Raw genomic sequence first — 22,299 nt, forward strand, 5'->3', positions numbered from 1 at the left:
CCTAGCTTGAGTATGCCACGACACTTCACAATTGTCAAACGTTTATCAAAAATAAATCTTATCTTTTATAATAAATAACTAGAGAGAATGATGAAACAAACAACAATAATGATATACGTTTGACATTGATGCTGGTTCGAGCTATTCTATAATAGAATACGTTTACAAGGAGTCGTACTTATGAATAATAATTTTAAATGGACACGTCAACTACGTTATCAAGCTTATCAGGCGTGGCCTCAAGAGTATCAAACACTGTTAAAGGAACAAGTAGCTCATTCTCCTTGGCGTTTGGATTACCACATTCAACCACCTTCTGGTTTGTTGAACGACCCAAATGGTTTTTCTTTTTTCAACGGCAAATGGTACTTATTTTACCAAGCTTATCCGATGGGCACTGTTCATGGGCTAAAATCTTGGTACCACTTGACTTCGAAGAATTTAGTCGATTGGCAAGAGGAAGGATTGAAACTTCTACCCAGCACATCATATGATAGTCATGGCGTCTATTCCGGTTCAGCACTTCCGGTTAATGACAAATTATTTTTGGCCTATACAGGCAATGTCCGTGATGAAAATTGGGCACGCACTTCGTATCAGTTGGGTGCATGGATGCAACCTAATGGCGAACTATCCAAATTAACCACCCCACTGATTTCTAAGCCACCTTACGGCTATACACAAGAATTTCGAGATCCTCAAGTGATTTTTTATAAAGACGAATATTTGTTATTGTTGGGTGCACAAAATCAAAATAAACAAGGGGAAATTTTAGTTTACCGTAGTCCCGATCTAGACACTTGGTCTTACGCAGGTCCTTTACAATTTACGCAACAATCGATGGGATTTATGATCGAGTGTCCTAACTTAGTATTCATTGACGGAAAAGCGCTATTACTCTTTTGTCCACAAGGCTTAGAACAGTCAATTTTGGAGTATCAAAATATATACCCGAATGCTTACATCATCGGAGAAGCCTATGACATCGAAACGAATCAACTTACCCAACCTTCAACCCTTAAAAATCTTGACGAAGGCTTTGATCTTTATGCTACTCAAGCATTCAACGCTCCTGATGGTCGTGCCTTAGCAGTTAGTTGGATCGGGTTGCCTGAAATCAGTTATCCGACTGATCCATTTGGCTGGGCTCATTGTTTAAGTATCGTCAAAGAGTTGACGATCGAAAATGGGACACTCCATCAACGTCCTGTAAAAGAAATGAGTCAATTACGGATTGAGCCGCCATGTTCTTTGAATCAATCAGTCTCACAGATAAATACCGAGCAAAATCGCTACGAAATCGACTTAGAGTTTAAAGAAAATCAAAGTGGAAAAATTCATTTATGTAGTGATCCCATGGGAAATAACGGATTGATCCTCTCTTTCGATCGCAGGCATGGTAAAATGAAAATAGATCGTAGCTTATCAGGAGAAGTATTTGCAGAAGATTATGGTGTCACAAGAGAATTTACAATTTCACAAGAACCTTTGTCTTTACAAATCTTTGTTGATATCTCTGTAGTCGAAATCTTTATCAATGACGGTAAACAAACGGCTACTGCCCGAATTTTCCCTTCAAGCGAACAGACCACACTCTTGATCGAATGTGACCATGCCTTCTCAGGAACGCTTTGGAAGTTACGTAAAATGAATGAATAGAGGGTAAGTTAAATGGTTGTTAAATTAACCGATGTAGCCAAAAAGGCTGGAGTCTCACCAACCACTGTATCACGTGTCATCAATAACTACGGCTCATTGAGCCAAAAAACAATCGATAAAGTAAATCAAGCAATGAAAGAATTGAATTATCAACCCAATTCATTGGCCCGTTCTCTTCAAGGAAAAAACACCCAATTGATTGGCTTGATTTTTCCTACAGTTGCCAACCCTTTCTTTGGTGAATTAGTCGAACAATTAGAAAGTAAGCTATTTGATTTAGGATACCGTTCAATATTATGCGATAGTGCAAACAATAAAGAAAAAGAACGAAACTACCTCAACATGTTAGCTGCAAACAAAGTAGATGGTATCCTTGCTGGAGCGCATAATCTGGGTATCCAAGAATACGAAAATATTGAACTACCCATTGTCTCCTTCGACCGCTATTTAGCAGAAGGCATTCCAATTATCAGTAGTGACAATTTACGCGGTGGATACTTAGCTACCGAAAACCTTTATTTAAAAGGTGCCAGAAACATTGCCATCTTAACTGGCTCCCAAGAATCAAATTCACCGACCAATCAACGATTGAATGGATATTTGGCATTTATGGAAGAATTCCAGTTAGAGCCGCACGTGTTTCATTTTCATTCTACTGCCCGCTCAACTGCTTTAAAAAATTTAGAGATCAAACGGATTTTAGAAATGGAAACAATTGATGCTTTATTTTGTACAGACGATTTAACTGCTATTTTAGCCTATAATCTCTGTCAAGAGTTGCATATTAAAATTCCTGAAGAAATAAAAATCATCGGGTATGATGGAACAAAAATGATTCAAAATTATTTCCCACAGCTCTCGACCATCGCACAACCAATTACAGATATTGCTGACATCTTAGTCGACCTAATACTCCAACGGATCCAAGATCCAGAGAAACCACTTGAATCCAACTATGTGTTACCAGTGAAATTGATCCAAGGAAGCACGACATGAAACAATCAGCGATTTGAATGAAAGTATATCTTCTATTTTCCCATTAGCTAGAAGATATACTTTTCTTAGGCGTTGCTTCTAGCTTCGTTCAGCTGATTTAAATTAGGCAAAAAACCAAAAAGAGCTGGACAATGTCCAACTCTTTTTTTAGAACCCTTATGTTAATCTGACTAATTTCTTAGCGTCATCCAAATCACGCGGACAAACATCCATTACTTCTTTATTTGAAGCAACTTAACGCAAGCGTTCTACATCACGTGCAATCATTAATTCTTCATCTGTTGGGATGACTAATACTTTGACTTTTGAGTCTTTTGTTGAGATGTCTAACTCTTCACCACGTAATTTGTTCAATTCTGGATCGATCTCACAACCAAACCATGTCATACCTTTGATCACTTCGTTACGCACATGACCATCGTTTTCTCCGATACCCGCAGTAAATACGATTGCGTCAACGCCGTTCATTGTTGTTACATAGCCACCGATATATTTACGGATACGGTCAACAAATACATCATAAGCCAAACGGATCTCTTCTTTATCGTAATTGTTTTCAAGGTCACGCATATCACTAGATAGATTTGTTAACCCTAAAAGACCAGATTTTTTGTTTAAGATATCAACCATTTCATTGATATCGATCGATAATTTTTCCATTAGATAAGGTAAGATCGCTGGATCGATATCACCAGAACGAGTACCCATCGTTACACCAGCTAATGGCGTGAAGCCCATTGATGTATCAACAGATTTACCACCGTCAACAGCAGTAATCGAAGCACCATTTCCTAAATGACAAGTAATGATTTTTAAGTCTTCGATCGGCTTACCTAACATGTCTGCCGCACGTTCAGAAACATAACGGTGACTTGTTCCGTGGAACCCATATTTTCTCACTTTAAAATCTTCGTAGTAAGCGATTGGTAAGCTGTACAAGTAATTGTGTTTCGGCATAGTCGCATGGAAAGACGTATCAAAGACAGCTACACTTTGGATATCTGGCAAAATTTTCTTAAATGCTTTGATTCCCATTAAGTTGGCAGGATTATGCAATGGTGCAAATTCTGCTAATTCTTGGATGCGTGCCATTACTTCTTCATCGATGACTACAGAGTCACCATAAGTTTCTCCACCGTGAACGACACGATGTCCGACACCTGTGATTTCATCATATGCGCCTAAAATATTTAATTCGATCAATTGATCCAATAACATTTTTACAGCAACTTCATGATCATCAATATCTAAGATTTGTTCAAATTTTTGGCCTTCACCATACTTGATTGTAAAAATTGAATCATTTAATCCAATTCTTTCAACGATTCCTTTAGCAACTACAGTTTCTTCTGGCATTTGGTATAACTGCCATTTTAAACTTGAACTTCCAGCATTGATTGCAATTGTTTTTGACATGTTACTCTCCTTTTTGGTAAATAGTTATAAGGAAGCTGATTTCCAGTTTTTAAATTCGTTAAAAAACTTCGTCACCTTCTCTGGTTCTTTTAGTGAATCAAGTTTAACAAGCAGTACTTCTTTGGTTTGTTTTGCTTGTTCGCCTTTTTTCTGTAAAATCAAAATACTTTTTTGTGATTGCTTATTTCGGAACAACTCATCCGGCAATTGGATCATACCTTGAAGATAGCCTTCTTCTTTAAACCATTTTTTAATGTACTCGCTTTGCTCTGTCTCCAAGAAATTGCTTGGCATCAAGAACAAACCGAAACCATCTGGCTTGACGTATTTCATTGCCTGTTCCAATAAAAGATGATGAGCATAACTGTGACCTTCTGTCGCGCTTGTCAAAAAGTCTTGCGCTTTTTGATCATTCGGATAAAATCCGATTGGCAAGTCACTGATCGTGACATCAACTGGTTCGATCAATAAGTCTTGTAATCCATCTTGGTGAAAGTATTGAACACTCGCTTGCGTCAACTCACTTGTAGAAGCCGCAACAGACAGTAGTGTATCATCGATATCCACACCAAAACCTTCTGTATGGTATCCAGCAATGTTTAGGTTTAAAAGAACTGTTAATAACAAATTGCCCATTCCTGCTGAAATATCCAAGACACCGATTTTTTCTTTATGATCAGGAAATAGTTGTTCAATCAAGAAAACAAACAAGAAACCAATACTATCTGGTGTCAATTGATGGTTTGCTTGTAAGTGCTCGGTTTGACTTCCCTTTAACAAAAGTAACTGCGATAAACGACGCCACTCTTCCGGTTCAAATGATAATTCACTCAGTTTTTGATAAAGCTCTGAGATCTGTTGGGTTGTCTTTTCATTTGGTACACCATCTACTACACGTACTTGATAGTTGTCTCTTAAATTTTCGGCATTTTCAACATAAGCTTCTAAAAAAGAAGTTCCCAATGCGTTTTGTAAAAGCTGAATAGCTTCCAGGTTTTGCTCAAACCCTTGTTCCATTTTTTCTGGTAACATCGTGCGCCTCATTTCTAGATATATTATAACAATTATTTTACCTGTTTAATTCTAACGAACAATCGCTAAAATTTCAATCGTTTTCATCCTTTTTCTTTGTGAAATAGCGAACATTCAACACCTTCAAAACAGCTGTATTACAGAAAAGAACGGTTATTGCTTTGGAACCTCTTAATCTGTAGTATTATCTGTATCAATGACTCGCTCTGTAAATTCAAATCGGAAAGGTGAAACAGTTATTACTAACTCCACTAGGTCCTGTTTGACTGTATACTGGACCGTGCCTACATTGTAATCATACTCCCCTTTGCCTTGCTCTTCCAACTGATTGGATTCCATCATAAACATTTGCTTGATGATCTTTGCTTGGTAATATTTTTTGATGCGTAAATAACTGTCTATTTTCAGACGATAACTTTCAAGTAAGCCTTGCATGAAGAATATACACAATAGAAAAAGTGCCAAGGTCGAAAACAACACATTCCCTTTTAAACGCTTATGTTTTTTGCTTTGTCCAAATACCATACTTGTTATCTCCATTCATAAATTCGACATGCAGTAAAATCACTTGATCTTCTTCTTTGAATTGGACACGCGTAACACCTGTCAGCATAGGCTGATGACCACCAGTAGTTCCACGTTTTCTGATCATTTGCTGATAGCCTTCTATGACGAACGTTTTCTCGTTTTGATAATATAAGCGATTCTCAATGATCGAAATACGTTGACTTGAAGCAAGTTCGTTTTCGAATTGAGCTAAGAAAATCAACCATTCTGTTTGTTCGTCTTTTTGAAAAAATGTATTCATCTTTTCGCTTTGTCGAATGAAGAGACCAAATGATAAAAGAATCGTATTTAGAATAAGTAACGCAATCAAACATTCAATCATTGTAAAAGCAGATACTTTATTTTTTCCGTTCAATGACGATCACTTCATTTCCATCACTGATTGAAACTTTCTTTATTTGCTGGCTTTGCGTATCGATTACTGTAGTTCCCTGCTCCCACTCCGCTGGTCTTGTCGGCAACTCTCCATACCTACGATAGTTTCTCACGTCTTCATACAATGTCCTCAACAGAAGAATTTCTCGGTCTTTGGTTTGTTCTTGTTGGACCAAGAATAAATTACCAGAACTCATAATATAAATACTCATGGCTGTGATCATTAGCGCGGTTAGCGATTCAAGCAATACAAAGCTAGCTTGATTGGATTCTTTTGATATAACGACCACCTCCTAGTTGGAATTGGTAAATGATTCTTTGTTTCTTTTCTGGCCAATAAAATTCATATGCCTTCAACGAGCTTTCGTTCCCTGTCTTCGCTGCATAAGTAATCGGTGCATGACGTTGGATGGTCAAAGCTTCAGGGATCGGCAACTCTTGCCACTCCATTGATGAGTAAGGAGGCACCTCAAATAAAAGACTATGGCGCTTTGGTTCATAATAAAAACGAGTAGCTTGTTGATGGATAATCGCACTTTGTTGTACGAGATCGATCCTTTTTTCCAACTGATCAAAAAAACGATGGATCGATTGTTCTTTTTCTAAAGAATGGAATGAGAGGACAGGAAAGATAAAAAAAGCAAGGGAGACAATCAAGACCATGATTGTTTCTGCTAAAGTGTAAGCTTCGGTGAGGTATTTGTTAGTTCTTGCGATACGCATCGGCATGTTCCTGTTTGATGTATCCTTCTCGTAACAGCTCATCAATACTTGGAATTTTCCCTTCGTTTTGTAATGCGTAAAGTTCACTTTGAGCATCAATCAGTTGCATGACTGCTTCACGACCTTCCTTATTGACATGATCACGATAACGAGAAATATTTGGGATAAATAGTAAAACCAACGCACTAATGACGAGTAAGACAATCAACATTTCAATAAGTGTAAAACCTTTTAGACGAGCCATTCTTTTTCTATTCTTCATATTAGGACCTCCTCAATATTTCCATATACTGGCAACAAGATAGCCGCATAAATCAGTAAAATCAATACAGCAATCCCTAAGAAAAGGACTGGTTGGACCCAGTGCAACCAACGATGGATCTTTTGAAAAAATTCTTTACGTGTCAGATCACTGTAAAACAACAATTCTTTGCCTAAATTCCCTTTAGCTTCTCCTTGTAGTACGATTTGACTAAACTCGGTCGTCAAAAAACGGTATTGCTCAAATTGTTGCGCTAAAGGAATACCTAGTTCGAGCCCTTCCATTAATTGATACGCTAAAGACTGGACCAAACTTCCTTCTTTAGTTTCTTTCAAACAGCGAATAATTTGTTTCAAGTCGAGGCCTTCATAAAATAGTTTGCCTATTTCTAACGCTAGATAAGCTGATTGATAGGAACGATAGATCTTTCCAATCATCCATTGCTTACTGATCCACTCACTTCTTTTGACAACTCCCCACTTTTTCAAGCGGAAAAAAATCACTGAACCACAAAAAATACTACTACCAAAGGCACCTAAGAATAGCCAATGACTTGATTGAAGCAGTCGAATCCCCCAATGTGTCGTGGTGACCATATCGGACTGAATCAATTGAGGCAAGACGAACTCACGTAGACTAACTAAAATGCCGACTAAAAAGACCAGCAATACCAGTGGATAGCTGATGACCTTTTTTAATTCTTTCCGAAATTGTTCAATCAATCGAAATTGTTCAGCGATGCCCTTTAAAGTTTCGACTAAATTTCCATGGACTTCTGCCAGTTCCACCTGTACGAGTTGCTCTTGCTTAAACCCCAATTGCTGAAGAACAAAATGAAAAGATTCGCCAGCTTGAAGATTTCTTTTGGCGAAATGGACATAAACTTGTGGTATCAGTCGAAGCAATTCCAATAAATCAATCGCTTGCTGTAAACTAAAGCCATTCAAGAGTAATTCACCGATCGTTTGGATAAAACGAGCTTGTTGCGTATGATCCATAGGTTTAAAATGGATAGGATTGCCAAACATTTTTTTGTGCCTCTTCATAACTAGCTCTCCATTCTTTTCTTTCGATTTCATTGTCAGAAAAACAATAAGACCACAATGCCGTTGGTTGTTCATTGAAATCAGGCAGCAACTCTTGATAGACAATGCCGGACAAACATTCGTCAAATCCATCGTTGTTCGTTAGTTCCTTCATCCTTGCCAAGGTTCCCTTGAGATCTCGTGCATGGACCGTAGCAAATACACGATGGCCCGTCAATGCTGCTCGAATTGCTGCATCTGCTGTCTTTTTATCTCTGATTTCACCGACAATCAATAAATCAGGACGATGACGTAAGGCTAGTTTTAATAGCTGATCATAAGTCTGGTCAATTTTTTCATTGACTTGTAACTGTAAAAACAATGGCTCCTCAATTTCTACTGGGTCTTCGATCGTGATTACTTGTTCTTCATTCCTACGAGCAAGGTGATACATCAATGACGTTTTACCAGAGCCGACCGGCCCACTAAACAAAAATAATCCACGGTTGTTCGTACTCCGCTCAATAACTTGCAAGTCTTTGGGGACAAAACAGCGAAAACTTTTCTCCCTCAACGCATAGAGTATCCGGATAACCAAGCTCTCTCTTTGTAAATAATCACCTACTGATGAGAGTCTTAGCCTTATCTTTCGTTGATCCACTAAATAAGTCAGTGAGCCTAGTTGTGCTTTTCTTCTTTCACCGATATCCATTTGTCCTAGGTACTTAAAACTAGCGATCAATTGTTGGCCAATCTCAAGGGAGATCGATTTTTGGAATGTTCGTCTTTTACCTGTACGAAAATAAACCTTAAAATCTTCTACATATGGCAAAATATAGATATCTTGCACTTTATTTTTAGCTCCTCCACAAATGATCTCATTAGCTAAATCTTTTATCTTCATTTCTCTGCCCTCCAAGAAAATATACGTCTTTTTAAGATGAATCGTTTATTTTTACAAAATTTAATGAAAATCATGGGTTAAATCCGAATTTATGTTATACTAGTAAAAATTTATTTGGGGAGGTTTCAGAGTGGATTCGCACTTAAACAAACACATTGCAGTTGCAGGAAAAAAACAACCCGCTGATTTAGTTATCAAACATGCAAAAATTGTCAACGTCTTTACGAAAACAATCATGGAGGGTGATGTCGCTGTCTGCGACGAAAGAATCGTAGGTATTGGGGAATACGAAGGTACGACGATCTATGATGCAAAAGGACAGTATTTAGTTCCTGGTCTGATCGATGGTCATGTGCATATCGAAAGTTCTCTGTTAGCACCTAAAGAGTTTGCGAAAATCTCTCTATTACATGGTGTGACGACAGTAGTAACTGATCCTCACGAAATCGGAAATGTCGCCGGAAATTTGGGCCTTGAATTTATGCTGGCAGATGCAAAAGAGACGCCGATGAATATATTCATCATGCTACCTTCTTGTGTGCCTGTCACACCATTTGAAACAAGTGGCGCTGTCTTAGATGCAAAAGCACTTGCTCCTTTTCTTGAGTATCCTGAAGTACTTGGTCTAGCTGAAGTAATGAACTATCAGGCAGTCGCTTCAAATGAGCAAACGATTATCGATAAATTACAGCTGATGCATCAAAAGAACAAAAAAATCGATGGCCACGCCGCAGGAATCAACGGGGACGACTTAAACGTTTATTTAACTGCTGGCATTCGTACAGACCACGAAGCAACGACCGCCCAAGAAGCGGAGGAGCGTTTAGCGCTAGGAATGTATTTGATGGTTCGAGAAGGAACCGTCGCAAAAGATCTACAGGCACTCTTACCTGCTATCACACCTGACAATTCACGTCGCTGTTTATTCGTGACCGATGATAAATTGATCGATGATCTTGTAGCAGAGGGTTCAATTGATCATATCGTTCGTCAAGCAATCTTGGCGGGAATGGATCCACTACAAGCCATCCAGATGGCTTCATTGAATGCGGCAGAATGTTTTGGTTTACAACATTTAGGGGCAGTTGCGCCAGGCTATCAGGCAGACTTTTTCTTAACAGATGACTTGAACAAGTTGCCGATCAATACCGTGTTCCATCAAGGAGAAACGGTTGTGGCAGATGGACAGTTGGCTCCTGATCTTACAGAAATAAAAAATCAGCCAGCGATTGACGCGTTACCCAAAATGGCAGTTGCACCATTTGATCCAAACTCATTGACATTGGCTTTAGATTCAACAACCGCTCATGTCATCGAGATCATTCCAAATAGTTTGTTGACAAACGATTTATTGGAGCAAGTTCAAGTCGATAATGGTTCTTTCACTCCTTCAGTGGCAGATGATCAACTAAAGATTGCTGTCATCGAACGACATCATGCTACAGGAAATATTGGTCTAGGAATTGTCAAAGGGTTCCAACTAAAAAGGGGTGCCTTAGCTACTACTGTGGCTCACGATTCACATAATATCGTCGTTGTAGGAACAAATGATGAAGATATGTGCTACGCTGCTGAACAATTAATCAAAAAAGGCGGTGGGATGATTGTTGTAGATCAACAAACTGAATTAGCTTGTTTACCATTACCTATTGGCGGTTTGATGTCACTCGAATCTTATGAAACAGTTAATCAGCAATTACTGAACTTGACTGACCAAGCGCATCAGTTAGGCGCAAGTGAAGCATTCGATCCTTTCTTGACACTTTCATTTTTAACATTATCAGTTATTCCTGAATTGAAAATCACCGATATGGGACTCTTCTCTTTTTCAAAATTTGCCTTGATTCCCGTCTGTGACCAAAAAGACTAAAAAACAAAAAAGAAGAGACAAGAACTTACAGTTCCTACTCTCTTCTTTTTTCTATTCGGTTTTGTCCACAAACTGCGCTTCTACACGATAGATCCGTTGTCCTCGAGAAGAAAACTTCTCTTCATATTCTGTCATGATATTGTCCTCAAAGTCACTTTGATGTAGATCAAGCCAGACTTTTTTTAACCGCATTCCGTATTGTGAAAAACTAGCCAACGAATATTCAAATAATCCTTGATTATCTGTTTTGAAATGAATTTCACCATTTGGTTTTAAGATCTCTTCATCGACAGCTAAAAATGTACGATACGTCAATCGTCGTTTCTCATGTCTCTTTTTAGGCCATGGATCTGAAAAATTCAAATAAATCTGATCGATCTCATTCTCTGAAAAGTACTCAGTCAAAGCGGAACCGTCCACGTGCAATAATCTTAAATTAGGTAATGGTTCCTCCAATACTTTGTCTAAAGCAATGGACACGACACTTACTTGCATTTCAATCCCGATATAATTGATTTCTGGATGAGCTTTGGCCATCCCAGTAATAAACTGTCCTTTTCCCATGCCGATCTCAATATGGATTGGTTGATCATTACCAAATAATTCTTTCCATTTTCCGCGCCATTTTGTTGGCTCGTTGATGACGATTTCTGGATGAGCAGCTAACATCTCTGCTGCATTTGGTCGGTTGCGAACACGCATCTTTTTCTTCCTCTCTATTCCTACAAAAGATTGTTCCTTGTATTTCACTGAATTTATTATAAATTGCTATTGGTATTACCCCTAAAAATAAAAAAATCAACTGAATAGCCGAGCTTAACCACTAAAAATTCGTTTAAGTTGTAAAATCTCTTCATTCATTCGTCGATAATCTTCACGTTTGCAGTAGCGTGTGATTTCTTGTAATAGGTTCATCACCGCATACCAATGTAATTTTTCTAAAATTTCATCTGTTGGTCGGATACCGTAGCTGATCAACCACTTATTCCAACTAGACAATGGCACGTAATTCCCTAAAATAGTCGCAATATCTACCGCTGGATCAGCGAACATGATTGAATCCCAATCAACTAAATATAAATAATTTTTACAGACTAACCAATTCCGATGATTGACATCTCCATGCACGACCGCTAGTTTTTCCTTGTCCACCGAAGGAATTTGTTGGCACAAATAGCGATAAACGAGTTGTAAAAATTGATTGTTTTTTAGGCTATCAGGCAAATCTTGTTCATAATATTGCAGCATTTTCTGGGGTGTCAATACCCTCCCACCAATTCGAGAAAGCATTGTTTTTAAAGACGTCGAATGATGTAGATGGTACAGTACATCAATGACATCATTTCTTTGGCCAATCTCACTAGGCGTCAACAAGCGACCTTCCAGCCATTCTTGTGCGGTCAAGGTATCGCCATCTCCTGTTCGCTTAGTCCACACTAATTTCGGCGTAATGCCTTCACGAGAGAGTGCAGCGAGCATTGGCGTTGTGTTCCTCTTGATAAAAACTTTGTCTTTATCACGCATGCCTATGTATGTTTTTCCTGTGTCACCTTTGATGGGGCGTAACCGCCACTCTTGGTCTAACTGAAACTCCATCGCGCATTCTCCCGTCCTCTACTATATGTTTGCAGTATCTATTATTCTAGTCGCCCAAGTCTTGAACGTCAAGCACATATACGTTCTTTTTCTATGTTTTACCCTCTAAAAAACCAACTTTTATCAAAATAAAAAAAGTCCCTAGTGATTTCTTCTTATTCATAAGGTTTAGCACACTCTTTTTTGTCCATGGAAAAAAAGAGGAAAGTTCGAAAAAACATAAAGTGATTTCGAACTTTCCTACAAGAATTCCTATTTATTTCTCATAAAAAAGTGAGGGTTCTCAGCTCACTTCAAACGTTACTTCTGAATTCCGAGCCAAGAAGATTCCTTTTTCTAGTCAAGCCACTTACTTTTCAAATGCTACTCCGCAATCTTCTTGATCCGAGATGGCACGTACCATTTGATTAAGAGTCCGTTGACAACAAGATAGACCAAGATAGGTAGCCATCTTTCATTCCCATCCAGAACAACAGCAGCGATCACTCCAAATAAAACAGCAACAAAAGTCAATAACCAAGTCAAAAGACGTTGGAGTGCTCCACTTTTTTGACTCTCTTGGATAGGATACAATTGGACCAAGATCATATAGCGAAACTGACTATATAAAGGTAATAATTGAAAGCCAATCAAATATAGAAATAATGATCCAATGCCTAAAGTAAAGTATAGATCGTTGATTCCGGCGATAATGATCGAGCCAATCACTGTTAAACGTACGTACAAGCCAATAAAGTCTGATCCTCTAGCAAAGCGACGAGCAAATAAATAAAGATACGTGTTTTTCGTTTCTTTCTTGATTCCTTGTAACACCGGATCAAGATAACGGCGCCTTTTGACTTTTGCGGTGATCTCTGGCACATCTGTAAACAAATTAATGAACTGATAGATTTGGTGCAAACGTTGTTTTTCTAATTGGATCATTTTTTCCCAGTCTAAATGAGCGGACATTTTTTTCCATAAGAACACATAATAGATCCCAGCTTGAATAGATGAAAGAATCAAGCCCAACCAAATATTCCCATAAAAAGAGAGGAGTAAGATACCAAATGACGAGACCCACCAACCATACTTAAACAAGTTTTTACGCGTTTCTTCCATACGATAAAAATCTGCTCGCTTCACTTGTAAATGACTAGACTTCAAACTCCATAGTATAAGTAGATAAACAAAAAACAGCGAAAATGGTTGTTGCGTTGAAACCACAACTAACGGCATCGCAAATCCACACACTAATCCTAGAAAAACCATAGGAAAAATACAAGAATAACGAAAAGCTCGTTGCAAATAGCCTTTCATTTCTTTTTCTTTCGGTAAAAGAAAAACTAAATCTGCTGGCTCCGCAAAAGTCGCGATTTTTCCAACGATCAAGCAAATCATCCAAATCAATGAAACGATGATACCTCCAATCGAAAAAGGAGCCTCGAGTGTTTTTAGCCAGTTAGAATAATAAAGGCCTAGACCCCCAATCAAAAATAAACAGACTAGTACAAAATGGTCGTTGAATACATAGCGTAAATATTTCATCATTTTTTTATGATGTTTTGCTAGTCTTTTTTGAAAAAAATCATTCATAACCTTGCTCCTTCGTCAATGCGATGTAGATTTCATCTAGGGATGCTTCCGGCATTCTAAAAGCAGTTTGCAACTCTGCTAACGTGCCATCTGCTCTGATTTCTCCTTCATGAAGAACAACAAAACGGTCACAATATTTTTCAGCAGTGGCTAAAATATGCGTAGACATCAAAATACCAGACCCCTCATTTTTCATCTCAACCATTAATTCCAACAAAGCATTGATGGCTAATGGATCAAGACCCAAAAAAGGCTCGTCGATGATATACAAAGATGGCTCAATCAAAAAAGCACACAAAATCATGACTTTTTGTTTCATCCCTTTTGAAAAATTCGCTGGAAACCACTCTAAACGATTAGACAAACGAAACGTGTGTAACAATTTTTCTGCCCGTTTCATCGCGATATCCATTGGAATGTTATAAGCCATCGCCGTTACCTCAATGTGTTCTTTTAAAGTAAGTTCTTCATATAATGAAGGAGTTTCTGGAATATAACCAATTTGTTTACGATAATTTTCTACATCCTTTTTAAGAGATAACTGATTGATTTCAATTTTACCTTTCGTTGGTTCAAGCAAACCGATAATATGCTTGATCGTTGTACTTTTTCCTGCTCCATTCAAACCAATCAACCCAACCATTTCTCCAGGTTGTACGTTAAAACTGATATCTTTCAAAACAGGTAAATGACCATAGCCACCTGTAACATGTTCGATTTTTAAACTCATATTTCTTCCTCCGTTAATATATTGTCTTCATTATACCACGAAGCAAATCACGTCCAATTATTTTTTACGTGCATTCTCATGAACTTATGTTAAAGTTGAGGTAACGAAACTTGAATAAAAGAAAGGTGTTTTTATATGGACAATTGTATTTTTTGTAAAATCATCAATCAAGAAATCCCTAGCTATAAAATCTATGAAGACGAGAAAATCTATGCGTTCTTAGATATCTCTCAATCAACTAAAGGACACACATTGATCATTCCTAAAGAACACGTAACTGATATCTTTGATTACAACGAGGAATTAGCCAGTGATGTCTTTGCCCGTATCCCAAAAATTGCTCGTTCCATCGAAAAAGCATTCCCGGAAATGGAAGGTTTAAATATTATCAATAATAATCGAGAACTAGCCTATCAAACCGTTTTTCATTCCCATATCCATTTAATTCCGCGTTATAGTAAACAAGATGACTTCTCCATTCACTTTGGAAACCATCAAGCAGATTATACAACGGAAGAAATGACTGCTATCCAAGAAAAAATCAAAGAGCAGGTGACGTTTCATGGTTAAAAATTTTCTAAAAGGATTAGTATTCGGTGCTGTTACCGGTGCAGCAGCAGGATTATTATTTGCACCACGTAGTGGAAATGAGACCAGAGAGAAATTGATTGCAGAATTAGATGAAGCAACTGAATTAACCAACGAATTAAATAACAGTTTAAATCATTTTAAACACGCGTTATCTGAAACAAAAAAAACAGCTGAAACTGTTATTCCACCTTTTCAAGAATCAATCGAAAAAGACCTTGAAAATTTCAAATTCCAAGCAGAACCACGAGTTACACAAATCCAAGAACAAGTAGAAAAACTTTCGGCACATTTACCTGAAAGCTTGACAGACGTGCAATAATGATCAAAAATCAAGCACTTTTGATAACTATATGTCTTTTTCATGTACCTAGATGTATGGAATGTGACAAAAATTTGAATTTTGTTTGAAACTATCAGTCAGAACGTTTTTATTCGCTAATAGATATGGTATAGTAATATTTGTGAAAACCAATAATAAATTACAGGAGTGCAAAACTTAAATGAAAAAGAAAAAAATAATTTTAGCTGCGACAAGTGCGTTAGCTATTCTAACACTAGCAGCTTGTTCTGGTGGCGGGGATACAAACAAGGATATCGTAACCATGAAAGGCGGCACAATCACCGTCGCTGATTTTTATGAAAAAGCAAAATCTGAATCCGCTAACCAACAATTACTTCAACAAATGGTGATCTATGATGTATTCAATAGCAAATACAATGACAAAGTTTCAGATAAAGAAGTAGATGCTGAATATAATAAAACAAAAGAAACTTATGGTGACAGCTTCGAGACACAATTAGAATCTGCAGGATTTACAGAAGAAAGCTATAAAGAATTCCTTCGTAATAATCTTGTCTTTAAAGCTGGGATCGAATCTCATGTGAAATTGACAGATGAAGACTTGAAGAAAACGTGGGAAACATTCCATCCAGAAGTAGAAGCACAAATCATCAAAGTTGCTAGTGAAGACGAAGCAAAAGAAGTTAAGAAATCAGCTGATGACGGCAAAGATTTCGAAGAACTAGCGAAAGAAAAATCAACAGATACAACTAAAGACGATGGTGGTAATATCAAGTTTGACTCAGAAACACAAACTGTTCCATCTGAAGTAAAAGAAGCTGCCTTCAAACTTAAAGATGGTGAGATCTCAGATGTGATCACTGCAACAAATCCTTCTACTTACGCAACAGAATACTATGTCGTTAAAATGGTGAAAAACCAAGATAAAGGAAACGACATGGATAAATTCAAAGATCAATTAGAAGAAATTGCGACTCAAGCAAAAGTAAATGACAGCGAATTTACAACAAAAGTAATCGGTGAAGAACTAAAAGAAGCGAATGTAAAAATCAAAGATGACGCATTCCAAAACATCTTGACACCATTTACTTCAGCTACGACAAGTACATCTTCAACTGAAGACTCAGCAACAGAAAGCTCAGAAACAAAGAGTTCTGAAACAAAATCAACTGATTCTACTGAAGCATCTGAAACAGAGCAAAGCACGACTGAATCAACAAACGAATAAGCACTATACGCTTCTAGACATTAAAAATACACGCTAGAGAAAATATAAAAAAAGTGGTTTAGGAAGAGAGAAGTCTTCCTAAACCACTTTTTTGAATACGATCAGTTCTCATTATCCATCTCTGCTAACGGAAAGTAAAAAATTCTTTGGGTTCATAAAAAAATGTTTGGGGAAATAGTCCTTTAGAACCACCTAAAAGCGAATAAACGGCGGGAACAAAAGTCCCCTCTTCGGAAATAAAGCGACATCCACAAAAGGTGAAAAACAACTTTCGTGGATGTCGTCTTATTTATCGAGGCTAAATACTTCTGTCTCGACCTCTTTAAAACTAATGAGATGATATCAATAAATTGTTACGTATCTTTCATTGTCTATCGAACAATTACCATCATTTCTGTTTTGGTACATAAAAACTACGATTATCAAGACCAAATATTCGATCTGTATATTTCCCTGGCTCTGTTTGACGAATCGCAGTAGACATCATTTGCATCGAAGCATCGATCGTGTCGATTTGGTGTAAGACTTCAGCTTCCATGATTCGAGGTCGAACAGGCGAACCATATTCTAACAATCCATGATGTGATAGAACCATATGACGTAAGATCAGCACATCTTCTTCTTCCTCACTGATTTTCAACGCTAAACAAGCTTTTGTGATTTCTTCGTCAATTAAAACTAAATGCCCTACTAAATTACCCGCTAATGTGTATTCTGTTGCCATTGAGCCGGACAACTCGATCACTTTTCCTAAATCATGTAAGATAATCCCCGCATAAAGTAGTGGGCGATTCAATTCAGGGTATTCATCAGCAATCGCTTTACCTAAGTGTAACATCGATACTGTATGATAAGCCAATCCACTAGCAAATGCGTGATGATTTCGTTTTGCTGCTGGATATTCAAAAAATTGTTTTTGGTATTTATTGAGTAAATAACGCACGATTCGATTCCAATGTGCATTTGTAATCTCAAATAGCAATTGGTTGATTTCTTCTTCCATTTCTTCTTTTCTTAATGGTGCTCTTTCCATGTACAAACTTGGATCACTCGGTTCATCAACTTTTGTTAAACGCATATGCAAGATTTTAACTTGAGGATTCCCTTGATAGACCTCGCGTTTACCATTTAAAAAAACAACTGTTCCAGGCGTAAATTTTTTGATCTCGTCCTCTGATGCATCCCAATATTTGCCATCAATTGTTCCTGATGTATCTTGAAATGTAAAAGCGATAAATTTCTTACCGTTCTTAGCGATTCTTACATCTGCATTTTTGATCAAAACGAATTGTTCGAATTGTTCATCAACGACTAATTCACGTATTTTTTTCACTATTTGCACCTTCTAACTTTCTCACAGATTGTTCTAGCTCATGATAATAGCTTACCATTTCTTGATCAGAAGACAAGCAGATTACTTGATAGGTTTTGCTAAATTCAGCTAGTAGTTTAGCTAAACGGTATTTTCTCTTATGGTCGTAGTGTAGCCAGCCATCATCAATGATCACTGGACAGATCGAACGTTTCGCTTCCAAAGCAAGATATGCAAAACGCATCGCCATGATCATCTGGTCCTTTGTCCCTGTCGATAGTTCATAAATTGGAAACTCATCTGTACCATTTGTTAATGTCAATGTATCGTTTTTCAATTGTATTTCTTGGTACTGTCGATCAGTTAGGATACTTAGAAAGTCTCCAGCTAATTTGAGTAACTGTGGTAATTGCCGTTCACTTAATTCTGTCGAAAGATCACCTAAAAATGTCCCAGCAATCACTAAGCCGCCCCACTCTTCAAATAAAGTTTGTAGTTGAGCTTTTTGTAGACTTTCCTGTTGATATAATTCATCTAATGTCCCATCTTGTTGTAATCCCTCAATTTGCAACTGTAAGCGTTGACGTTGCTCACTTTTCCTACTTTCTTCCCTCTTTAGTTCTTGCAATCGTTCGGATTCACGAGCAATCTGAGTCTGCAACTGGCTATAAGTAATGACAGTTTTAAAAATTGGGGAAAGAATATGCGTCAATTCTTCAAAACGCGCTTGTTGTTGCTTCGTTTGCTCCGCCTTTTGTAAAAAAATCGGTACTTCTGATGGGTAAGAAAGTTCTGCTCTAGTAAATTGTTCTTTGTATTCTTCTAACCACATTTTTTGTTTCTTTTTCAATGCGTTGATTTCTTGCTTCAATAAAGTATTCTGTTGATAACTTCTAGCATATTTCATTTGTTCCATCTCTTGGATGAACGTGGTTAATAGCGCCATTTTTTCCGAGAGAGATTTATGTTGGAGTGGTAGCCATTCTTTTGCTAGGTCAAGTTCCCCATCTATCTGTAAGAGTTGTTCCTGTATCTCACGTTCTCGTTGTTGCTTTTTTTGGAAAACAGCATAAAGCTTTTGATAATCTGTTACTTCTTGGCCCTCATTTTTCATCGTTTCAAGCGTGTTCATTATTCCTAATGAGTGATGATAGGCAAAATCAGCCACTGATTGTTCCATTTTTTGTTGCTTTCGTTTATTCTCATTGATTGTTTGAGTAATCTCTTCTAATTGTGCCAATACAATATCCAGTTGCCCTAGTTTCTCTTGCCATTTCCCTTTGATTTCTGGCAAATTTTGGTCTGTAGTGTTCTTAGGTTTCCTACGAGTAAACGTATAGCCAACCACTCCCAAAGCAAGCAATGGCCCCAATATTTTTCCAGGCATAGGTAAGATTAAACCAATCACAGCTAACACTAACGCACTAACGTAAAATTTGAAAAAGGATTGTTTTTCTGGAACATCTTGGGTCGGTCTTGTTTGGAGCAGCGTTGGATGGGCTAGTTCTAATTCATTGATCTCTGCTTCTAGTGTTTGTTGCTGTTCCTTCACAATATCAAAACGAATCGCTAACTGACTGTGCTCATCATTTAATTGTTGCGCCATCGTATACAAAGAACGCCACTCTGGATCATCAATAAATTCCTGTGGTCGTTGCAATCGATCCCAGCGCCAACGTTGTTCTAAGATTTTCAATTCTGACGCTGTTTCCCTTGTCTCTACTTGCAGTCTTTGCCACTCATCCATTAATTGCTCAGTTGAAAATTGCTTTTGCTGTAATGCTTTCAACTCTTGTTCTTGTTCTAAATAAAAATAATAACGTGCAGACTGCTGATCCATCCCACTATGTCGCTCTAACGAAGCTTCAAGTTCTTCCAGACGTTCGTTCATTTGTTGATAACGTTTGGTAAATACTTCTAAATCTTGTATTAGTGATTCATCCGGTACTTCAGCTAGCATATTTTTTTTCAGTGATTGCCACTCTTCATATAAAGAGAAATTCAATTCTTGTTGATGATACAGCGTAAGTTTTTGATTAATTTGTTCGATATCATGCACTAAGAGCTGTTGTTGTTCTGCTAGTCGTTGTTCCTCCATGATCCATTCACTATAGATCGCCTCTTGCTCTTGCTTTTGATGAATCTTTTCTTGTAGTTGTTTCCATTCATTTAGTCGCTGATTAATCACTAATTTTTGACCTTTTCTTTTAAACAACTTATCAGCTGATTGATAATATTCTTGTCTTTTTTGAAAGACATGAGAACTTCCAGTGATTCCTAATGAAATCAACGCGTCATGTAATTCTTTTTCTGTTAAATGAGCAAGTTCACTCAGTTGTTCTTGTTGAAATGTAAAAACCTGCTGGAATAACTCTTTCGTCAAAGGTGAAAGTAGTTTTTCTAAGAGTTCATCACTTCCACTTTGGCCATTACATGTGACCTTCGATTTACCTCTATTTTGTTGTTTATATCTCTCAACATAAATTTCTCCATGTACAGGATGATTCAGCCATAATTTCCCACCATATGCAGACCCGTCTCTCGGTGTGTAATCTTTCTTTTTCTTCCCTTTTGATGGAAAACCAAAAAGGATTGCTTGAATAAATTGATAAATTGTTGACTTTCCCGCTTCATTTTCACCGTAAATCAACTGATTGCCAGAGGTAAAATCAAAGGTTTGTTGACGCCACTTTCCAAAAGCTGCTATTTCGATTTTTAAAATATTCATTCAGTACCCCCCTCAAACAAAAAGTCTTGCCGAATGATTTCTTGGGCCTTTTCTATCGTAGATTCTTGAAAATCCGGTAGCAGATCCAACACTTTGATTGCCTCTTGATTTGTGTAGGCTTCTTGTAATATATGCTGAAAATCTTCTTTTGTTTGGTAATTTTCGAATAGTTGTTCAAACATCAATGTTGAAGCAGACAAAGAAATTTTCACCTTGTTATCTCTTTCTAAAGTAGATATACGCCAAATAACTAAATTCGAAAATTTCCTGTTTGTTTCTTCCTTCAAATAATCTAATAATTCTCCAGAATGAATACGATCCAACACTTCCTGATCTAAGTGTTCATAATCAATGATCTCAAATTCAACGAGTGTCATCTTATTGGGTTCCACTAATTCTTGTTGGATTTTCTTCAATACATCCGTCGTTTGTTTCACTTCTCTGAGAGAAATTTGCTGGCGTTTCCAATAAACCTCTGCTACTTTTATAGGTGTTGTTCGACAAGACGCTCCTTGAAGTTCAACTAGAACTATTGAAGTCGCTGACTCTTCTTTTTTTGTATGTCCTTGTGGTGCACCAGGATAAAGAATTGTTCCTTTTTCATTTAATTTAGTTGGCACATGGATATGGCCTAACGCCCAGTAGTCATAGCCTTTTGCTTCCATTTGCTTTGCTTGAAATGGTGCATAATTCCCATGAGTTGACCCAATTTCACCATGATAGAGTCCAATATGATAGTCGACAGCAAAACGTTGGGGAAATTCAGGTACCTTTTCCTCAGTGATCCATTGTTTTGTGTAACTAAAACCACTGAGTGCGATCGTTTCACCAACATCCGTCGTCATTTGCAGTGTCTCTACAGTTTCCGAAGTAAACAAAGAAAGATTCTCGGGGAATTCAAACCAATATCTCTCTTTTTGATAAAAATCATGATTACCAAATGTTAAAAAAACTGAGATATTGTGTTCTCCTAAGCGCTTGATTTGTTCCGAAAAATGCTTTTGGATCTTTAGCGAAGGACGATTCTGGTGGAAGCTATCCCCTACCAGTAAAACAAAATCAACCTGATGTTTGATTGCTTGTTCCACAAGATTTTCAAGTACGGTCAAATTAACCCGTAATAATTTCTTTTGAACTTTTCCATCAATTTCCACTAATCCTTCAAATGAACGATCCATATGCAAATCTGCCGCATGAATAAATTTGACCATTAAGCTACTACCTCCCTATATACAAGATAATAAAATATAAGTTTGTCTGTATCGCTTTACTAAAACAGATCGATATCTGTTGACATTTTTTGTTTATACATGATTTATCATAACATTTCCATTGCTTTTTTTCAGCAAAAACCGAAAATTTGTTCGCATCCAGACAAAAAAAACAGCTGAACTTTCGTTCAACTGTTT

At 37.4% G+C, this 22,299-nt stretch carries 22 protein-coding genes; 6 read left to right on the forward strand and 16 right to left on the reverse strand.

The genetic code is table 11. The features are described 5' to 3' along the window. Nucleotides 1-180: 180 nt before the first annotated feature. Together IGJ19_RS12970 and IGJ19_RS12975 are read left to right on the forward strand one after the other, a co-directional pair. Nucleotides 181-1,659, forward strand: a complete 1,479-nt coding sequence (locus IGJ19_RS12970) for a sucrose-6-phosphate hydrolase (RefSeq protein ID WP_430604192.1) — start codon at nt 181-183, stop codon at nt 1,657-1,659. 12 nt (nt 1,660-1,671) lie between these two features. Further along, the gene (locus IGJ19_RS12975) at nt 1,672-2,655 is read left to right on the forward strand and encodes a LacI family DNA-binding transcriptional regulator (RefSeq protein ID WP_430604193.1); all 984 of its coding nucleotides are present in this window, start codon (nt 1,672-1,674) and stop codon (nt 2,653-2,655) included. A 234-nt stretch (nt 2,656-2,889) separates the two neighbouring features. Here IGJ19_RS12975 and IGJ19_RS12980 read toward each other — a convergent pair whose 3' ends face one another. The 9 genes from IGJ19_RS12980 to comGA form a co-directional block, all read right to left on the reverse strand. After that, nucleotides 2,890-4,071, reverse strand: a complete 1,182-nt coding sequence (locus IGJ19_RS12980) for an acetate/propionate family kinase (RefSeq protein ID WP_062806107.1) — start codon at nt 4,069-4,071, stop codon at nt 2,890-2,892. A gap of 24 nt (nt 4,072-4,095) precedes the next feature. Beyond that, nucleotides 4,096-5,103 (reverse strand): class I SAM-dependent methyltransferase, encoded by a 1,008-nt coding sequence (locus IGJ19_RS12985; RefSeq protein ID WP_161643452.1) that lies wholly within the window; start codon nt 5,101-5,103, stop codon nt 4,096-4,098. A 171-nt stretch (nt 5,104-5,274) separates the two neighbouring features. Continuing rightward, nucleotides 5,275-5,628, reverse strand: coding sequence for a competence type IV pilus minor pilin ComGG (gene comGG, locus IGJ19_RS12990; protein ID WP_019722632.1), 354 nt, complete (start codon nt 5,626-5,628; stop codon nt 5,275-5,277). Beyond that, entirely contained in the window at nt 5,600-6,025 is a 426-nt protein-coding gene (gene comGF, locus IGJ19_RS12995; protein ID WP_254905439.1) for a competence type IV pilus minor pilin ComGF, read from the reverse strand. Before comGF ends, comGG begins: the two co-directional genes overlap by 29 nt. Next, complete coding sequence (locus tag IGJ19_RS13000) at nt 6,009-6,242, reverse strand: hypothetical protein (protein WP_071867715.1); 234 nt, start codon at nt 6,240-6,242, stop codon at nt 6,009-6,011. Before IGJ19_RS13000 ends, comGF begins: the two co-directional genes overlap by 17 nt. A gap of 58 nt (nt 6,243-6,300) precedes the next feature. Then, nucleotides 6,301-6,768 carry a competence type IV pilus minor pilin ComGD gene (gene comGD / locus IGJ19_RS13005; protein ID WP_081367463.1) on the reverse strand — a complete coding sequence of 156 codons (468 nt, stop codon included), beginning with the start codon at nt 6,766-6,768 and terminating at the stop codon, nt 6,301-6,303. Then, nucleotides 6,749-7,030 (reverse strand): competence type IV pilus major pilin ComGC, encoded by a 282-nt coding sequence (comGC, locus tag IGJ19_RS13010; protein WP_430604194.1) that lies wholly within the window; start codon nt 7,028-7,030, stop codon nt 6,749-6,751. Before comGC ends, comGD begins: the two co-directional genes overlap by 20 nt. Further along, nucleotides 7,027-8,076, reverse strand: coding sequence for a competence type IV pilus assembly protein ComGB (comGB, locus tag IGJ19_RS13015; RefSeq protein WP_430604195.1), 1,050 nt, complete (start codon nt 8,074-8,076; stop codon nt 7,027-7,029). The genes comGC and comGB overlap by 4 nt, the downstream gene beginning before the upstream one ends. After that, nucleotides 8,033-8,959, reverse strand: a complete 927-nt coding sequence (comGA, locus tag IGJ19_RS13020; RefSeq protein WP_086335201.1) for a competence type IV pilus ATPase ComGA — start codon at nt 8,957-8,959, stop codon at nt 8,033-8,035. Before comGA ends, comGB begins: the two co-directional genes overlap by 44 nt. A 130-nt stretch (nt 8,960-9,089) precedes the next feature. On the opposite strand from comGA, the gene ade reads away from it, so the two are divergent. Continuing rightward, nucleotides 9,090-10,829, forward strand: coding sequence for an adenine deaminase (gene ade, locus IGJ19_RS13025; RefSeq protein WP_086335202.1), 1,740 nt, complete (start codon nt 9,090-9,092; stop codon nt 10,827-10,829). Between the two features lie 51 nt (nt 10,830-10,880). On the opposite strand, the gene trmB is transcribed toward ade, so the two are convergent. The 4 genes from trmB to IGJ19_RS13045 all read right to left on the reverse strand — a co-directional run bounded on the left by trmB (nt 10,881) and on the right by IGJ19_RS13045 (nt 14,730). After that, nucleotides 10,881-11,531: a tRNA (guanosine(46)-N7)-methyltransferase TrmB gene (trmB, locus tag IGJ19_RS13030; RefSeq protein WP_071867710.1), complete on the reverse strand. Its 651-nt coding sequence runs from the start codon at nt 11,529-11,531 to the stop codon at nt 10,881-10,883. 114 nt (nt 11,532-11,645) lie between these two features. Next, entirely contained in the window at nt 11,646-12,425 is a 780-nt protein-coding gene (locus IGJ19_RS13035; RefSeq protein ID WP_071867709.1) for a phosphotransferase family protein, read from the reverse strand. Nucleotides 12,426-12,788: 363 nt separating this feature from the next. Beyond that, nucleotides 12,789-14,000 carry an ABC transporter permease gene (locus IGJ19_RS13040; RefSeq protein ID WP_071867708.1) on the reverse strand — a complete coding sequence of 404 codons (1,212 nt, stop codon included), beginning with the start codon at nt 13,998-14,000 and terminating at the stop codon, nt 12,789-12,791. Then, the gene (locus IGJ19_RS13045; protein ID WP_010734191.1) at nt 13,993-14,730 is read right to left on the reverse strand and encodes an ABC transporter ATP-binding protein; all 738 of its coding nucleotides are present in this window, start codon (nt 14,728-14,730) and stop codon (nt 13,993-13,995) included. The genes IGJ19_RS13040 and IGJ19_RS13045 overlap by 8 nt, the downstream gene beginning before the upstream one ends. Nucleotides 14,731-14,865: 135 nt before the next feature. On the opposite strand from IGJ19_RS13045, the gene IGJ19_RS13050 reads away from it, so the two are divergent. The 3 genes from IGJ19_RS13050 to IGJ19_RS13060 all read left to right on the forward strand — a co-directional run bounded on the left by IGJ19_RS13050 (nt 14,866) and on the right by IGJ19_RS13060 (nt 16,850). Then, nucleotides 14,866-15,300 (forward strand): HIT family protein, encoded by a 435-nt coding sequence (locus tag IGJ19_RS13050; protein ID WP_071867707.1) that lies wholly within the window; start codon nt 14,866-14,868, stop codon nt 15,298-15,300. Beyond that, nucleotides 15,293-15,640, forward strand: coding sequence for a YtxH domain-containing protein (locus IGJ19_RS13055; protein ID WP_010734189.1), 348 nt, complete (start codon nt 15,293-15,295; stop codon nt 15,638-15,640). Before IGJ19_RS13050 ends, IGJ19_RS13055 begins: the two co-directional genes overlap by 8 nt. Nucleotides 15,641-15,821: 181 nt before the next feature. After that, the gene (locus IGJ19_RS13060; protein WP_010734188.1) at nt 15,822-16,850 is read left to right on the forward strand and encodes a peptidylprolyl isomerase; all 1,029 of its coding nucleotides are present in this window, start codon (nt 15,822-15,824) and stop codon (nt 16,848-16,850) included. Between the two features lie 388 nt (nt 16,851-17,238). On the opposite strand, the gene IGJ19_RS13065 is transcribed toward IGJ19_RS13060, so the two are convergent. From IGJ19_RS13065 to IGJ19_RS13075, 3 genes are read right to left on the reverse strand one after another with little or no spacing between them, the layout of a single operon-like run. Beyond that, nucleotides 17,239-18,183, reverse strand: coding sequence for a 3'-5' exoribonuclease YhaM family protein (locus IGJ19_RS13065; RefSeq protein ID WP_071867704.1), 945 nt, complete (start codon nt 18,181-18,183; stop codon nt 17,239-17,241). Beyond that, on the reverse strand, nt 18,167-20,890 hold the full coding sequence (locus tag IGJ19_RS13070) for an AAA family ATPase (RefSeq protein ID WP_430604197.1): 2,724 nt from the start codon (nt 20,888-20,890) through the stop codon (nt 18,167-18,169). The genes IGJ19_RS13065 and IGJ19_RS13070 overlap by 17 nt, the downstream gene beginning before the upstream one ends. Next, entirely contained in the window at nt 20,887-22,101 is a 1,215-nt protein-coding gene (locus tag IGJ19_RS13075; protein ID WP_430604198.1) for a metallophosphoesterase family protein, read from the reverse strand. The genes IGJ19_RS13070 and IGJ19_RS13075 overlap by 4 nt, the downstream gene beginning before the upstream one ends. Nucleotides 22,102-22,299 lie beyond the last annotated feature (198 nt).

The organism is Enterococcus sp. DIV1368b (assembly GCF_050529595.1).
Classification (GTDB): Bacteria; Bacillota; Bacilli; order Lactobacillales; family Enterococcaceae; genus Enterococcus_B; species Enterococcus_B mundtii.

What these genes read in the sequence shown, in the direction of transcription:
- IGJ19_RS13060 (WP_010734188.1), top strand. Translation starts at nt 15,822, where the DNA reads ATGAAAAAGAAAAAAATAATTTTAGCTGCGACAAGTGCGTTAGCTATT.
- comGA (WP_086335201.1), bottom strand. Translation starts at nt 8,959, where the DNA reads ATGAAGATAAAAGATTTAGCTAATGAGATCATTTGTGGAGGAGCTAAA.
- IGJ19_RS13075 (WP_430604198.1), bottom strand. Translation starts at nt 22,101, where the DNA reads ATGGTCAAATTTATTCATGCGGCAGATTTGCATATGGATCGTTCATTT.
- comGD (WP_081367463.1), bottom strand. Translation starts at nt 6,768, where the DNA reads ATGCGTATCGCAAGAACTAACAAATACCTCACCGAAGCTTACACTTTA.
- IGJ19_RS13045 (WP_010734191.1), bottom strand. Translation starts at nt 14,730, where the DNA reads ATGAGTTTAAAAATCGAACATGTTACAGGTGGCTATGGTCATTTACCT.
- IGJ19_RS12970 (WP_430604192.1), top strand. Translation starts at nt 181, where the DNA reads ATGAATAATAATTTTAAATGGACACGTCAACTACGTTATCAAGCTTAT.
- IGJ19_RS13070 (WP_430604197.1), bottom strand. Translation starts at nt 20,890, where the DNA reads ATGAATATTTTAAAAATCGAAATAGCAGCTTTTGGAAAGTGGCGTCAA.
- comGG (WP_019722632.1), bottom strand. Translation starts at nt 5,628, where the DNA reads ATGGTATTTGGACAAAGCAAAAAACATAAGCGTTTAAAAGGGAATGTG.
- trmB (WP_071867710.1), bottom strand. Translation starts at nt 11,531, where the DNA reads ATGCGTGTTCGCAACCGACCAAATGCAGCAGAGATGTTAGCTGCTCAT.
- IGJ19_RS12980 (WP_062806107.1), bottom strand. Translation starts at nt 4,071, where the DNA reads ATGTCAAAAACAATTGCAATCAATGCTGGAAGTTCAAGTTTAAAATGG.
- IGJ19_RS12975 (WP_430604193.1), top strand. Translation starts at nt 1,672, where the DNA reads ATGGTTGTTAAATTAACCGATGTAGCCAAAAAGGCTGGAGTCTCACCA.
- IGJ19_RS12985 (WP_161643452.1), bottom strand. Translation starts at nt 5,103, where the DNA reads ATGTTACCAGAAAAAATGGAACAAGGGTTTGAGCAAAACCTGGAAGCT.
- IGJ19_RS13050 (WP_071867707.1), top strand. Translation starts at nt 14,866, where the DNA reads ATGGACAATTGTATTTTTTGTAAAATCATCAATCAAGAAATCCCTAGC.
- IGJ19_RS13055 (WP_010734189.1), top strand. Translation starts at nt 15,293, where the DNA reads ATGGTTAAAAATTTTCTAAAAGGATTAGTATTCGGTGCTGTTACCGGT.
- IGJ19_RS13000 (WP_071867715.1), bottom strand. Translation starts at nt 6,242, where the DNA reads ATGAGTTCTGGTAATTTATTCTTGGTCCAACAAGAACAAACCAAAGAC.
- IGJ19_RS13040 (WP_071867708.1), bottom strand. Translation starts at nt 14,000, where the DNA reads ATGAATGATTTTTTTCAAAAAAGACTAGCAAAACATCATAAAAAAATG.
- comGB (WP_430604195.1), bottom strand. Translation starts at nt 8,076, where the DNA reads ATGAAGAGGCACAAAAAAATGTTTGGCAATCCTATCCATTTTAAACCT.
- IGJ19_RS13035 (WP_071867709.1), bottom strand. Translation starts at nt 12,425, where the DNA reads ATGGAGTTTCAGTTAGACCAAGAGTGGCGGTTACGCCCCATCAAAGGT.
- comGC (WP_430604194.1), bottom strand. Translation starts at nt 7,030, where the DNA reads ATGAAGAATAGAAAAAGAATGGCTCGTCTAAAAGGTTTTACACTTATT.